The sequence below is a fragment of the Qipengyuania sp. S6317L1 genome, from assembly GCF_023015615.1.
GTDB lineage: Bacteria > Pseudomonadota > Alphaproteobacteria > Sphingomonadales > Sphingomonadaceae > Erythrobacter.
Genome location: NZ_JALKAJ010000005.1, coordinates 676,706 through 690,632, shown reverse-complemented (window position 1 = coordinate 690,632; position 13,927 = coordinate 676,706). Strand labels below are relative to the sequence as shown.

Here is a 13,927-nt window from a genome sequence, read left to right as displayed (position 1 = left end):
TTGTGCGCGAGCCATGGCCCCGGCGTGCAATCGCCAATCGCCCACAGGCCATCCGACTTGGTGCGGCCATATTCGTCAATCTGGATAAAGCCCTTGTCCATCTCGGCAAGATCGTCGAGGCCGATATCTTCGGTGTTGGGCACGATGCCAATCGCGGTGATCACGTGGCTGAACTCGGTGGTTTCGGTATTGCCGTCCTTGTCCTTGATCGTCGCCGTCACGCTCTTGTCGCCAACCTTCAGGTCTTCGACCCCTGCCCCGGTCATAATCGCAATGCCTTGCTTGGTCAGGCTCTTTTCAAGGAAGGTCGATACGTCTGCATCTTCCACCGGCACGATCCGGTCGAGCATCTCGACCACGGTCACATCAACGCCAATGTCGTTGTAGAAGCTGGCAAATTCGATCCCGATTGCGCCTGATCCGATCACCAGAAGTTTGGTCGGTTTTTCGGGCGGGGTCATCGCATGGCGATAGGTCCAAACGCGCTTCCCGTCTGCGGGCGCAAAAGGCAGATCGCGTGCACGCGCACCGGTGGCGACGATGATATGCTTGGCGGTGAGTTCTTCCTCGCCCTTATCGCTTGTCACCGTGAGCGAGGTTGGACCCGACAGCCGCCCCTCGCCCATGTGGACGGTGATTTTGTTCTTCTTCATCAAATGGGTGACGCCCTGATTAAGCTGTTTGGCAACGCCGCGCGAACGTTTCACAATCGCTTCCAGATCAGCCTCGATCTCGCCAGCGACTTTGAGACCATAATCGCTTGCATGGTTCATCTGGTGAAAGACTTCCGCGCTGCGCAGCATCGCCTTGGTCGGAATACAGCCCCAGTTGAGGCAGATGCCTCCAAGCAGTTCACGCTCCACAATCGCGGTCTTCAATCCCAATTGCGAGGCACGAATGGCCGCCACATAGCCACCAGGGCCAGAGCCCAGCACAATCACGTCGTAGTTTGCATCAGCCATTTTCGTTATCCTTGGGGAGGAAGTGTCAAAGGTTTGTCGCTTTCATCAAGAGCGACGAATTTGAAAGTGCCGGCGCACACCTTGATGGTGTCTTCGCCATTGCGGGTGCGCGCAATACCTTCGGCCTGAATAGTCATCGAAGTGCGCCCGGTTTGAAGGAGTTCGCAGTAGATCGAAAGTTCATCGCCCACCTGCATGGCGCCGGGGAACGTAAAGTCGGTGGCATGCACAACCACGGCTTTTGCGTTGGCGGTGCGGCTTGCGAGCGAGCCTGCACCCAGCGCCATTTGCGCCATCAACCAGCCGCCAAACACTCCGCCGTAGGGGTTGAGATCCGTCGGCATCGCGGTTGTGCGGATTTGGGGTTGGCGGTCTGTCATGATTGGTGTGTCCTACTGTCCATATGCCGAGTTTGAGACACTTGAGACACCGTCCAGGGCGCGAAAATCTTCTGGCCCAAAAACAGGCCAAGAGCTTGGGTTTTCGAAAAGAAACCGGACAATTTCATCGCGCCTTTCACTCAAACACACAATGCGCTTTGTAGGACAGTGTCCTAAACCACCAGCCCCATCGGGTTCTCGATCAGGCTGCGGAATTGGTCGAGCAATTTTGCGCCGTCCACACCGTCAATCGCGCGGTGGTCGAAGCTGCCGGTAACGCTCATCACGGTTGCGACGGTCAACTCGCCGTCCACCACATGGGGCCGCTGTTCCCCTGCTCCGACCGCAAGGATCATGCCCTGTGGCGGGTTGATGACGGCATCGAATTGCTTCGTGCCGAACATGCCGAGGTTCGAAAGCGAGGCGGTGCCGCCCTGAAACTCGTGCGGCTGAAGCTTGCCCTCGCGCGCCTTGCCGGCAAGCTCTTTCATTTCGGAAGAGATCGCAGCCAGGCTCTTGTTGCCCGCATCGCGGATGATCGGGGTGATGAGACCGCTTGGCGCAGCCACCGCGACCGAGATATCGGCGCGGCTATATTGATGCATCACATCGCCCTGGAACGACACATTGCACTGCGGTTCACGAGTAAGCGCCTTGGCGAGTGCCTTGATAATGAGGTCGTTGACCGAGAGCTTCACGCCGTCCGCTTCAAGAGCCGCGTTGATTTCCTTGCGCACTTTCAAGAGCGGATCGAGACGCACATCAACGGTGAGGTAAATATGCGGGACCGTCTGCTTCGCCTCGGTGAGCCTGCGCGCAATCACCTTGCGCACATTATTCAGTTTTTGCTCCTCATACGGCGCGTCGAGATCGTTGGCTGGGGCAGCAGCCTTCTTGGGCGCATCCTTCGCTGGCGCCTCGGATGTTTGCGCTGCCGGCGTGTAATTGTCGATGTCGGCTTTTATCACCCGGCCGCCGGGACCAGAACCGCCAACTGCTGCCAGATCGATGCTTTGTTCTTCTGCAAGTCTGCGCGCCAATGGCGATGCGATGACCCGGTCGCCTGTGCGAAGCTCGACCACGTTCGAAGATCCTCCGGCGGCCGCTTCCACGTCTGCTTTCACAATCCGGCCCTTGGGGCCTGTGCCCTGCACCGCGGCAAGGTCCACGCCCTCGCTAGCGGCGATGCGTTTGGCAAGAGGGCTTGCCTTGGCATTGCTGTCGGAGGCGGCTTCAACCGGCGCAGGAGCCGCGTCGGGCTTTGCATCGGGATCACCCTCGGTTTCAGGAGCGGATGGCTCAGCGGCAGACGGTGCGCTCACATCGCCGACATCCTCGCCGTCTTCCGCGAGCATCGCGATGACTGTGCCCACGCTCACATTCTCAGTGCCTTCTTCGATGAGGATTGCTGCCAACGTGCCCTCATCAACAGCTTCGAACTCCATTGTCGCCTTGTCGGTTTCGATTTCAGCCATAATATCGCCAGAAGCAATCTCGTCGCCCACTTTCACAAGCCAGCGCGCCAGCGTCCCCTCTTCCATGGTAGGCGAAAGAGCAGGCATTTTCAGTTCAATGGCCATCGGCTGACAAGGTCCCCAAGATGTTCGTCAAAGCTACTGCTTTCCGGTACGGCCTGCGAGGCTGTCGAGCAAGTCCCTGAATACGACTTCATTCGCACGGCTCCATCCATGAAACTTAATTCCATCGGGGTCGTTGACCAGACTTCACAGCTCGGACGACAGGGCAACTTGCAAATCGACGCAAGTTTCGAGATACCTTTCGGCAAGGGCCAGGGAGGCAACACGAATGCGCACGTTTCTGGTTATAATCGATGAAAGCGATGAAGCGCGTGCCGCCTTGCGTTATGCGGCCCGGCGCGCGGTGCAAGTGGGAGGTGCGGTGCACTTGCTCGCTCTTGTGACGCAGCAGAATTTCAGCGCATTCGGCGGCGTACAGGCAACAATCGAACAGGAAGCACGTGACCGTGCTGAAATGCTCGCGAACGGCGTGGCTGGCAATCTGTTAGCCGAAAGCGGCGTCATGCCGACAATTTCAGTTAAGATCGGCAATGGCCCCAAGATCGTAAGCGAATTTTTGGCCAACCACAAAGAAGTCGCCGCCCTCGTGCTTGGCGCTGCCGAGGGAAGCTCGCCGGGTCCGTTGGTAACACACTTTGCGGCTAATGCAGGGAGCGTCGGTTGCCCGGTATACATCATTCCTGAAGGCTATGACGAAAAAATGGCCGACCACTCCGCGTGATCGGCCAATTTGGTTCTTTCGAATATTCAGACGTTTAGGTCAGCGTTCCGCGTGTCGGATAATCGTTGTTCATGATAAAATCGATACCCTTGATAAGGTCGTCGAGCGGAGGCCGGGTGAACGGCGCGTTCTGGATGCTTTCAAAATACAGATCGCCATTTGGCCTGACTAAAAACATTCCGGGTTCCGAGAACACAGCAGGTTCTTCGCTGCCTTCACGCGCTTCAGAGATGAAAAGACCCCATTCGCGTGCCTTCTCTTCGCTCATATTATACGCAAGCGGGACATCACCTGTATCCCATTCCTTGTGAACGACCATCGCACGCTCTTCGCTGTCCATCGAGACAGCGACGACATTAATACCGCGCTTGGTGAACTCGTCCAACTTGGAAGAAAGGTCTTGCAATTGCTGCTTGCAGATCGGGCAGTGCTTACCGCGGTACATCACGACGAGAGTGAAGTTTTCAGGGTTCTGTTTTGACAGTTCGTAGCGCGCACCAATCGTAAGGGGCAGGTCGAGTGTGGGCGCGGGTGTGCCGGGCTTGATCATGTCATTTCTCCTTTGTTTTACCTACAGGCGAGAGGAGAAATGGTTTCATCGGTTAACGCTTCTTGCGGCCCTGATGCCTGATGTTGCCCGGGCGTCCACGCTTGTTTGTCTGGTGTTTGCCCTTCTTGGGTCCATTGCCCCGCGTGTCACCACCCCGTTTGTAGCGCGGTGCAGGCCGCCGTCCACGCGGCTCAATTACGTTGCCATCACTATCGAGCGGCGCAAACTTGAGAGCCCCGGTGAGCGCATTGGCCTCAGCAAGCTGAAGTTTCAAACGGTCGCCAGCCTTATAAGTCGTCCCGCTGTCTTCGCCCACCAGTGCCTGTGCTGTTTCTTCATAGCGGAAATGTTCTGAGCCCAGTGTCGAGACCGGCACCAGCCCGTCTCCGCCAAGACCAAGGATGGTTGCGAAGAAGCCGAAGCTTTGCACCCCGGTGATGCGCGTGTCGAATTTCTGACCCACCCTGTCAGAGAGCCACGCGGCGACATAGCGGTCGATGGTGTCGCGCTCTGCCTCCATCGCACGGCGTTCCGTCCGACTGATCGTGTCGCTGATCTCTTTGATGTTTGACCGGTCTTTGTCCGAAAGCCCGCTTGTGTCGGGTAGCGATCCGAGCGGCTTTGGCTGTTCGAGCTTATAGGCATCGACCAGAGCGCGGTGGACTAAAAGATCGGAATAGCGGCGAATGGGCGAGGTGAAGTGGGCATAGGAACCCAGTGCCAGGCCAAAGTGCCCGGTGTTGTCGGGCCCGTAATAGGCCTGCGTCTGGGTACGAAGCACCGCTTCCATCAATTGCGCTTTGTCGGCCTCATCTTCGATGTTTTTCAGAAGCTTGTTGAAGAGGCCTGGAGTGATGACCTGTCCAAGTGCCAGCTTCTTGCCCAGCGTTGCCATGTAATCGCGCAGCGCAATCATCTTCTCGCGGGCGGGCACTTCGTGGTTGCGATAGACGACGGGCGAGTTCTTGGCCTCGAGCGCCTTTGCAGCCGCAACATTTGCTGCGATCATGAAATCTTCGACCACGCGGTGCGCATCGAGGCGTTCGCGGACGGCGATTTCGGCGATCTGTCCTTCTTCATTCAACACCACGCGGCGTTCGGGCAGTTCTAGCTCAAGCGGATCGCGCTTCTCACGCGCCGAGGCGAGCAGTTTCCATGCACCCCACAGGTGGGTGAGGTAGTCAGGCGGATCACCCGCATCGACGGTCGCCTGCGCATCCTCGTAGGCGATATTGTGATGGATGCGCACGATGGCTCTGGTGAAGCGTTTGGTTTCGACCTGCCCGCTATTGTTGATGTGGACATGGCACACCATCGCCGCCCGGTCTTCGTTCTCTCGCAAAGAACACACTTCGGCCGAGAGCACCTCGGGCAGCATGGGGACAACGCGGTCAGGGAAATAGACCGAATTGCCGCGCTTCCTTGCCTCTTTGTCGAGCGCAGAGCCCGGGCGCACGTAGAAGCTTACATCGGCAATGGCGATGAGCGCGTTGTAGCCGCCCTTTCCATCCGGTTCGGCCCAGATCGCATCGTCATGGTCACGCGCATCTGCCGGGTCGATGGCGACGATCGGCACATCGCGCAGGTCTTCGCGTTTACTCTCGGAGAGCTTGAGATTAGCCGCGCGCGCGGCTTCTTCATGCACGCCTTCTTGGAAAACATGCGGGATGCCATGCTTTGCGATGGCAATGAGGCTGAAGCTTTTGGGCGCCAGCGGATCGCCCACGACTTCGATCACTTTGACCCCGGCGCGTTCGGAGCGGCCTGCGCGCTCTGCGATCACCAGCTGCCCTTCCTCGGCTTCGCCAAGGTCAACAATCCTGGCCGAATCGCGCACGCGTTTGTCGACAGGCGCAAGCCACGGCTTGCCGCCACCGTCCATCTCGACAACGCCCATTAAGCCTTCGGTGCGCGGCGGAAGCTTCTTCATCGGGAAGGCGATCCAGCCTGCCTCGGTCTCCTCGGTGCGCGACAGCACACGATCTCCGCGCTTCAAGGCAGGCGGACGTTTGCCGCCGCGCCCTTTCAGTTCGCGAAGGGTTAGACGAGGCGGCTTTTCGGGCGCTTCGGGTGACCAATTGTCGGGGATTGCAATGGCTTCGCCATCTTCGATCTCGACGACGCGCAAGACCGTCACCTTTGGAACGCCGCCCATGCGGTGATAGGCGGCTTTCTTGCCGTCTATCAGCCCTTCTTCAGCCATATCCTTCAGAATGCGTTTGAGGGTGATTTTCTCCTGCCCCTTGAGACCAAAAGCGCGCGCGATCTCTCTCTTCCCAGCAGGCGTATCCGAGGTCTGGATAAACTCAAGGATCTGCTTCTTGGAAGGCATTCCCCCGGATTGCTTGGGTTTGCGACCCGCCATTTAGTAGGCGCGCGCCACAAGGATACGCTCGACCGCCGGCTTGCCCGAAAAGATGCAGGTCCCGTCCGCTGGCTCGCTGTCACGCGGCACATTGCGGAAGGTGAGTTTTTCCGCCTTCAACTTTTCAACCACTGCCTCAAGTTCAGCGCCCGTAGGCCGCGCCCATTGAACCTCGACCCAGCCCGGATATTTGCCGCCCTTACGGAACGAATTGACTACATCGTGCCAGTCGGTGAGGCCGCGGGTGATGTTTGTATCGCGGCGCTCTGCTGCTTCGTTGAAAAGGCCCGATTGAATATCTTCAAGAAGCCGGGCCACGCCGCCTGCGAATTCGTCACGCGGGGTGAACGCCATCGCAGGCTTGCCATTATCCGTGTTCCAGAGCGCATCGCGACGAAGAACGGCCACCTTGCCGTTTTCCATATCGCGCGGGCCCACTTCGACGATTACAGGCGCGCCTTTTTTGACCCAGTTCCAACGCTTGGTCGCCGCTTTGCCCGGCGATTTGTCAAGCAACACGCGGATCGGTTCGCCCAGCGCGGTGAGACCTTTCAGGGATGCGCGCACTTCCTCGCAATAGGCGAGAACCGCCTCGTCTTCAGGTTTGTCGCGCAACATGGGCAGGATAATAACCTGATGCGGCGCAATGCGCGGCGGCACACGCAAACCGTCGTCATCGCCATGCGTCATCACGACCCCGCCGATCATGCGCGTGGATGTGCCCCAGCTGGTGGTGTGGCACAGTTGATGCTCGCCGTCGTTGTCCTGATATTGAATGTTAGCCGCCTCGGCGAAAGACGTGCCAAGATAATGCGAAGTACCAGCTTGAAGCGCCTTGCCATCCTGCATCATCGCCTCGACCGACCAGGTTTCGTCTGCGCCCGGGAAACGCTCGTTTTCAGGTTTTTCGCCAGCGATAACTGGCATCGCCAGGTCTTCCTCAAGGCACGCGCGGTACATCTCGAGGGCGCGGTGGGTTTCCTCCAGCGCCTCTTCGCGTGTGGCATGAGCGGTGTGACCCTCTTGCCAGAGAAACTCGCTCGTTCGCAGGAACATGCGGGTGCGCATTTCCCAGCGCACAACATTGGCCCATTGGTTGAGCTTCAGTGGAAGATCACGCCATGACTGAACCCAGCGTGCCATCGCATCGCCAATGATCGTCTCGGACGTTGGGCGCACGACCAGCGGTTCTTCGAGTTTTGCTTCCGGATCAGGGATCAATCCACCCTTGCCGTCCGCAATCAGCCGGTGATGAGTGACCACCGCCATTTCTTTGGCGAAACCATCAACGTGGTCGGCCTCACGCTCGAAATTGGCAAGCGGAATAAAGAGCGGGAAGTAGGCATTGTCGATGCCGGCATCCTTTATCCGGTCGTCCATAAGGCGCTGAACGCGCTCCCAAATGCCATAGCCCCAAGGCTTGATCACCATGCAGCCACGAACGCCAGATTCTTCAGCAAGATCAGCTGCGGTGATGACCTCTTGATACCATTTGGCGAAATCGTTTTCGCGCTTCATGTTCAGCGCGTGTTTGATCGCTGGGCGACTGTCAGACACTTGGAATTTCCTGCTCGATCTTTGCTTTGTTTTGAGCTGGAGCCCTGCCCCTATTTGCCCAGTTCGTCCAGCTTCTTTTGCATGGCGGCCATCTGCTCACGAAGCGCCGCGATTTCGTCAGTTGCCTCGCCGCTGTCGGCCGGATCTGCCTTCTTCTTGGTAACACCGGGAATAAAGGTTTCGGCCGCAGCGCGCATCATGGCCATATTGGTTTCGTGAATGGCGGTTAGCGGATTATTCTGCATGCCTTTGTCAAAGGCTTCGCGAATTTCGCTTTGGCGCTCACGAAAATTGGTCATCGTAGCATCAAGGTAGGAAGGCATCAGATTTTGCATCGAGTTGCCGTACATAGAGATCAGTTGTCGCAGGAATCCGACAGGCAGCATTTGGCCTCCATTGGCCTCTTCATCCATGATGATCTGCGTCAGGATCGAGCGGGTGATGTCTTCACCAGTCTTTGCATCGAACACCGCAAACTCGACATTATCCCGCACCATTTTCGCGAGATCTTCCAGAGTGATATAGCTTGATGAGGCCGTGTTATAGAGCCGCCGATTGGCGTACTTCTTGATGACGATGGTGTTCTCATCGACATTGTTTGCCGCTTCGGCAGATTTGCGAGCCATAATATTTCCCGGAAAGCCTGTTAATGATTGTATCTTAGCACCTGCACATAGTGCGGTGCAACAAGCGTATTGATCATGGTGCGATTGCGCCGTTCTCAGCGAAGGCGGGAGCCGATAACCGTCAGCAATTCATATTGGGATAAACCGCTATGCTCTGCTGCATCGGGCAGGTGCATAGGCACGTGGAGCCAATCCCCCTCGCCGAGCTCAGGCGTCTTGGCCATATCGACGACAATCATATCCATCGACACCTTGCCGAGGACGGGCAGCAACGCCTCCCCGTGTTGCAAAGCTGCACCCGGTCCCCTGCTGCGCAGAAACCCATCGGCATACCCCAGGGAAACCGTGGCAACACGCATGGGAGATGGCGCGATAAATTCGCCATTGTAACCAACGGCGTCACCTTCGCAGATGGTCCGGATTTGCATGATGACCGCATCAACAAAAGCGACCTGACGGATGCTGTTCGCGAGTTCAGGCCTTGGGATACCACCATAAAGCGCGAGGCCCGGACGGGTTAGATCAAAGCCAAATTCAGTGCCAAGCGCTATGCCAGCGCTGTTGGCAAGGCTGGCACGGTTGTGTTCCACAGCAGGCAGGCACTCGCGGAACGCTTTGAGTTGCCTCTCGTTTGTCGCGCTGTCTTCATCCGCACTGGCCAGATGGCTCATCAAGACATCGACATCAAGTTTCGCAATTTCCGGATCGCCAAGCTCACTTGGGGCGATACCCAGACGGTTGATCCCTGTGTCCACCATCAAATGACACCGCCCTCCCCCCGCCGCATTCCAACGGCGAACTTGGGAGAGCGAGTTCAGGACCGGCACCACCCCGGTTGCCTTGGCAAATGCGACATCGTCATCGCGAACCGGACCGTGCAGCACGGCGATTTGCGCTGCGTCGACGTGCGGCAACAGCGCCTCGACCTCAGTCCAATGGGCGACGAAAAACGCGTCGCAGCCCGCATCGCGAAGGACCGGTACGCAAGCGCCCACGCCAAGACCGTAGCAATTGGCCTTCACCGCAGCGCCTGCCGATGCGTTGCCTGACAATTGATCGAGCGCGCGCCAATTGTGTGCGAGGGCCTGCTTGTCGAGGCGAAGTCTAACCGTGGGTTCAGGCGCCAGAGCGTCAGGCAGTTGCATCGTCTTCAAAATCTTTAGGAGGCCCGCCGGGGATGCCCCACCATGCGACGACCACGCCGAACGCTACAACCGCCCATGTGTACCACAGCCCCGCGTAAATATCGCCTGTGCTCGCCACAATCACGCCGGCGATCAGAGGCAGGAACCCGCCAAGATAGCCTGCGCCGATGTGATAAGGGATCGACATGGAGGAATAGCGGATTTTCGGCGGAAACATCTCGGAAAGGAGCGCCGCGACTGATCCGTAAGTGAGCGCCGAGAGCATCCCGAGCATAAGCAAAAGCCCGATGATCCCGACGATATTGATGAACTCGGGCTGCTGCTTGGAAAAGTCGAAGCCGAATTCGCCAAGAGCATTCTGCAGGCCCTCGGTGCGTGCTTGCCCGCTTTCGTACCATTCGGGCTCAGCGGCGATTTCATTGCCGTCAACTGTGATCGAAAGCGTGTCGCCCGGCATGAGTGTATAGGCAACACCCGAAGCTGTGAGAGTGCCAAGAATCTTGCCGCAATCGGTTTGTTCACGGTCGAACAGTTCGGCAAAAGGATCGGTCACACATTCTGGCCCACTCACCACGATAGGCGCGCGCTCGGACGCTTCTGCAAGGCCGGGGTTCGCAAGACTCCCCAGCCCCCAGAATGTCGGGAAAAGCAACGCCAAGGTTGCGAGCGCGCCGATTATGATCGGCTTCTTTCGCCCGACCTTGTCCGACCATTTGCCGACAAAGATATAGAAGCTCATCGCAATGGCACCAGCAATAAGAAGGATGACTTCAACGGTGAACGGGTCAACGTGCATAGGCCCCCTCAGAAAGCTCATTCCTGAGAAGAACGCAGTATACCAGATGGTTGTGAGGATGCCTGTCACGCCGAACAGAGCGGCAAAGATGCGTTTCTTGTTGCCGGGGTAGGTGAAGCTTTCGATAAAGGGGTTGCCGCTTGTCTCGCCCGCCTCTTTCATTGCTTGGAAAACCGGGCTTTCCGACAGCATGAGCCGCATCCAGAGCGAGATTGCGAGAAGGAGAATTGAAAGGAGGAATGGAACGCGCCAGCCCCATGCTTCAAAATCCGCCTCAGGTATCAGGAAACGGCATCCGAGCACCACGATGATTGAAAGGACGAAACCGCCGGCAACCGAGGCCTGGATATAGCTAGTAAAATATCCGCGCTGATCGGGGGGAGAGTGTTCGGCGACATAGATCGCCGCGCCGCCGTATTCACCGCCCAGCGCCAGGCCCTGGAGAACCCGCAAGACGATAACGATGATGGGCGCTGCCACGCCTATGGTATCGATCGTGGGGATAAATCCAACTCCGGCAGTAGCGATACCCATCAGCGTAACGGTCACAAGGAAAGTGTATTTGCGCCCCAACTTGTCACCAAGAAACCCGAAAAGGATCGCGCCGATTGGGCGAAACGCAAATCCGACCGCGAAGGTCGACCACACCAGCAAAAGCCCGAGCGTCGGGTCATCCACATCGTAAAAGGCGTCTTTCAGAATGTAGGCGAGCGTTCCGTAGATGAAGAAATCATACCACTCAAAGATTGTGCCGGCGCTCGACGCGCCCACGACCAGGCGGATTTCCTTCTTCGTGGGCTCGCGCTCACCCAGCGCGCTCGCCTCGTTGGTTGCAGATGTTGCTGACATAGGTCCCCACTCGCCTGTTTCGTGCGATTTTTTCTTCTCTCAAGAAGCCTTAACGCGGGGATGGCGCAGTGGAAAGCGCCTGATTGATCGCAGTCCACGCCAATAAGAGCGCACCGTGCCGTCCTTGATGCTGGCGCGCTGGCACGAGCGCCTCAAAGCCGGGCCAATCAGGAACAGGCGTTCGGGTTGTCTCGTCGCTCGCCAGCCATGTTTCGATTTCGGCAAGAACGCGCTTGAAGTCAGCTGCGCTGTGTCCTTTGGCATCTAGCGCGAGGATTGCAGCGGAACTTTGCCCGATGGCGCAGGCGCTTACCTGAAGTCCGAGCCGGGTAATTGCGCCATCGGCACCGAGATCCACGCCAACCTCAATCGTGCTGCCACAAGCCCTCGAGCGCGCTTCAGCACGGTAGTCGAAGTCTCCGATTAGCGGAAATTCCGCAAGCCTCGTGGCCAGCCCGAGAAGGTCTGGGGTGTAGAGCTTGGTAACGCTCGCCTCAGCCACTAGCCGTGCTTACTCCGTATCGCCATCGCTACCGCGTTCCTCGTCCGACAGGCGCGCACGGCGCGATGCGATCATTCGCACCAACTCTCGCGAGAAAGCGTCGGCGGCAGGATAGGTGCGTGCCTGCGAAATCCAGTCAGGACGCCCCTTGTATCCCCACACCGTGTCAAAGCCGAGCACCAGCACCGAAAACGCAAAGACAACGATAATCGCGCCTTTCACCGCGCCAAATCCAAATCCGAGAACCCTGTCAATCGGCCCCAGTATCGAACCGCGCGACGCCTCTCCGACGTTGCTGGCGATCAGCTTCATCGCGGCATAAGGGATGATGAGAAGAAGCGCGAAGGCGAGGATAGCTGCGCCGGGGTCCAGATTATAGAACCCTAGCAGGAACTTTGTGAGATCGCCGTGCAGATAGTGCACCGAACACGCCGCCAGAATCCATGCAGCGAGGCTCAACACCTCTTGCACAAGCCCGCGAAGGAACCCGCCAACGGCCGCCACTGCGACGATGATCAGAACGATTATATCAAAACCGGTCATAACGCTTTTGCGGACTATGCGGTTGCCATCACTTGGTCAACGAGATTGGAAAGTTGACTTATGCCTTTATACTCAAGCTTCGACGAGCCGGTCTTTGCGCCCGATGGGCCGTAGCCTTTCACAAAGCCAAGTTTTGCGGTTTCGCGCATGCGTAGATCGCTGTGCGAAACAGGGCGAATTTCGCCTGCGAGAGAGACCTCGCCGAACCATGCGGATTTCTGCGGTAAGGGCCTGTCGGCAAGCGCCGAGACAAGCGCAGCGGCCACTGCCAGATCGGCGGCCGGATCGGACAATCGATATCCCCCGGCAATATTGAGATAAACTTCCGCACTCGAGAAATTGAGCCCGCAACGCGATTCCAGAACCGCGAGTAGCATTGCGAGCCGCCCGTTGTCCCATCCCACGACCGCACGCCTTGGTGTTGCTCCCGACTGCAGGCGGACGATGAGAGCCTGAATTTCCACCAGCACTGGCCGCGTGCCTTCAAGAGCAGGAAACACCGCGCTTCCTGCCAAGGGCTGATCGCGACCCGATAGAAAGAGCATGGAAGGGTTCGAAACCTCCTCCAGCCCTGCCCCTTCCATAGAGAAGACACCAATTTCATCGACCGCGCCAAAGCGGTTCTTAAGTGCACGAAGGATCCGGTATTGGTGGCTACGCTCGCCTTCGAAACTCATCACCACATCGACCATGTGTTCAAGCACACGAGGCCCCGCGATACTGCCATCCTTGGTGACATGACCGACCAGCACGAGCGCTGTCCCCGTCGCCTTGGCAAATCGGATAAGCTCAAGCGCACAGCCGCGCACCTGGCTCACCGTGCCCGGCGCGCCTTCGATGGTGTCTGAGTGCATTGTCTGGATCGAATCGATGACGAGGAGCGCGGGCGGCACCCCCTGCCCCAATGTTGTCAGAATATCGCGCACCGATGTTTCCGAGGCGAGGCGAATAGGCGCGTCCGCCACGCCCAGGCGTTGCGCCCGAAGCCGCACTTGCCCCGCAGCTTCCTCACCGCTGACATACACGACATCATTGCCGCCGCGCGCAATCGTTGCCGCTGTTTGTAGCAGAAGTGTGGATTTCCCGATCCCGGGATCGCCGCCCATCAGGATGGCAGACCCCGGCACGATCCCACCGCCAAGCGCGCGGTCGAACTCGGCAAGCCCGGTGGACTTGCGCACCGGCAATTCTGCGGGTTGATTAAGTGGCACAAATTCGATGCCGCGCCCGCCGCTCGATAAATCATGCTTTTGCGAAAACACTGTCGCGGGCACGTCTTCGGTCAGCGTATTCCATTCGCCGCAATCACCGCATTGACCCTGCCAGCGTGGAGAAACCGCGCCACAATTTGCGCAAACATATCGTTTTTTTGCTTTCGCCATGCCTGAAGTTG

At 58.0% G+C, this 13,927-nt stretch carries 13 protein-coding genes; 1 reads left to right on the top strand and 12 read right to left on the bottom strand.

The window, feature by feature from the left end; all coding sequences use genetic code 11:
* From MWU38_RS14895 to MWU38_RS14885, 3 genes are all read right to left on the bottom strand, one after another.
* The coding region (locus MWU38_RS14895; protein ID WP_247272573.1) for an FAD-dependent oxidoreductase at positions 1–962 on the bottom strand (962 nt) is incomplete at its 3' end.
* Positions 963–967: 5 nt separating this feature from the next.
* A complete protein-coding gene (locus MWU38_RS14890; RefSeq protein WP_247272572.1) occupies positions 968–1,342 on the bottom strand; it encodes an acyl-CoA thioesterase in 375 nt (124 codons plus the stop codon).
* A 173-nt stretch (positions 1,343–1,515) separates the two neighbouring features.
* Entirely contained in the window at positions 1,516–2,922 is a 1,407-nt protein-coding gene (locus tag MWU38_RS14885; protein ID WP_247272571.1) for a 2-oxo acid dehydrogenase subunit E2, read from the bottom strand.
* A 226-nt stretch (positions 2,923–3,148) separates the two neighbouring features.
* On the opposite strand from MWU38_RS14885, the gene MWU38_RS14880 reads away from it, so the two are divergent.
* Entirely contained in the window at positions 3,149–3,601 is a 453-nt protein-coding gene (locus MWU38_RS14880) for a universal stress protein (protein ID WP_247272570.1), read from the top strand.
* 34 nt (positions 3,602–3,635) lie between these two features.
* Here the strand turns inward: MWU38_RS14880 and MWU38_RS14875 are convergent, their stop codons facing one another.
* From MWU38_RS14875 to radA, 9 genes are all read right to left on the bottom strand, one after another.
* Positions 3,636–4,151, bottom strand: coding sequence for a peroxiredoxin-like family protein (locus MWU38_RS14875; RefSeq protein WP_247272569.1), 516 nt, complete (start codon positions 4,149–4,151; stop codon positions 3,636–3,638).
* 52 nt (positions 4,152–4,203) lie between these two features.
* Positions 4,204–6,483: a ribonuclease R gene (rnr, locus tag MWU38_RS14870; RefSeq protein WP_247272568.1), complete on the bottom strand. Its 2,280-nt coding sequence runs from the start codon at positions 6,481–6,483 to the stop codon at positions 4,204–4,206.
* A gap of 33 nt (positions 6,484–6,516) precedes the next feature.
* Complete coding sequence (proS, locus tag MWU38_RS14865; RefSeq protein ID WP_247272620.1) at positions 6,517–8,034, bottom strand: proline--tRNA ligase; 1,518 nt, start codon at positions 8,032–8,034, stop codon at positions 6,517–6,519.
* A gap of 89 nt (positions 8,035–8,123) precedes the next feature.
* Positions 8,124–8,699 carry a polyhydroxyalkanoate synthesis repressor PhaR gene (gene phaR / locus MWU38_RS14860; RefSeq protein ID WP_247272567.1) on the bottom strand — a complete coding sequence of 192 codons (576 nt, stop codon included), beginning with the start codon at positions 8,697–8,699 and terminating at the stop codon, positions 8,124–8,126.
* A 95-nt stretch (positions 8,700–8,794) separates the two neighbouring features.
* Positions 8,795–9,844 (bottom strand): alanine racemase, encoded by a 1,050-nt coding sequence (gene alr / locus MWU38_RS14855; protein WP_247272566.1) that lies wholly within the window; start codon positions 9,842–9,844, stop codon positions 8,795–8,797.
* Entirely contained in the window at positions 9,831–11,489 is a 1,659-nt protein-coding gene (locus MWU38_RS14850) for an MFS transporter (protein ID WP_247272565.1), read from the bottom strand. Before MWU38_RS14850 ends, alr begins: the two co-directional genes overlap by 14 nt.
* 49 nt (positions 11,490–11,538) lie before the next feature.
* Positions 11,539–11,991 carry an iron-sulfur cluster assembly scaffold protein gene (locus MWU38_RS14845; protein ID WP_247272564.1) on the bottom strand — a complete coding sequence of 151 codons (453 nt, stop codon included), beginning with the start codon at positions 11,989–11,991 and terminating at the stop codon, positions 11,539–11,541.
* Between the two features lie 9 nt (positions 11,992–12,000).
* Complete coding sequence (locus MWU38_RS14840; RefSeq protein ID WP_247272563.1) at positions 12,001–12,534, bottom strand: CvpA family protein; 534 nt, start codon at positions 12,532–12,534, stop codon at positions 12,001–12,003.
* A 14-nt stretch (positions 12,535–12,548) separates the two neighbouring features.
* Complete coding sequence (gene radA, locus MWU38_RS14835; RefSeq protein WP_247272562.1) at positions 12,549–13,916, bottom strand: DNA repair protein RadA; 1,368 nt, start codon at positions 13,914–13,916, stop codon at positions 12,549–12,551.
* Positions 13,917–13,927: the final 11 nt, after the last annotated feature.

Bases quoted from the DNA above. Each gene is read 5' to 3' on its own strand.
- MWU38_RS14890 (WP_247272572.1), bottom strand. From the start codon at position 1,342: ATGACAGACCGCCAACCCCAAATCCGCACAACCGCGATGCCGACGGAT.
- MWU38_RS14885 (WP_247272571.1), bottom strand. From the start codon at position 2,922: ATGGCCATTGAACTGAAAATGCCTGCTCTTTCGCCTACCATGGAAGAG.
- MWU38_RS14880 (WP_247272570.1), top strand. From the start codon at position 3,149: ATGCGCACGTTTCTGGTTATAATCGATGAAAGCGATGAAGCGCGTGCC.
- MWU38_RS14875 (WP_247272569.1), bottom strand. From the start codon at position 4,151: ATGATCAAGCCCGGCACACCCGCGCCCACACTCGACCTGCCCCTTACG.
- rnr (WP_247272568.1), bottom strand. From the start codon at position 6,483: ATGCCTTCCAAGAAGCAGATCCTTGAGTTTATCCAGACCTCGGATACG.
- proS (WP_247272620.1), bottom strand. From the start codon at position 8,034: ATGAAGCGCGAAAACGATTTCGCCAAATGGTATCAAGAGGTCATCACC.
- phaR (WP_247272567.1), bottom strand. From the start codon at position 8,699: ATGGCTCGCAAATCTGCCGAAGCGGCAAACAATGTCGATGAGAACACC.
- alr (WP_247272566.1), bottom strand. From the start codon at position 9,844: ATGCAACTGCCTGACGCTCTGGCGCCTGAACCCACGGTTAGACTTCGC.
- MWU38_RS14850 (WP_247272565.1), bottom strand. From the start codon at position 11,489: ATGTCAGCAACATCTGCAACCAACGAGGCGAGCGCGCTGGGTGAGCGC.
- MWU38_RS14840 (WP_247272563.1), bottom strand. From the start codon at position 12,534: ATGACCGGTTTTGATATAATCGTTCTGATCATCGTCGCAGTGGCGGCC.
- radA (WP_247272562.1), bottom strand. From the start codon at position 13,916: ATGGCGAAAGCAAAAAAACGATATGTTTGCGCAAATTGTGGCGCGGTT.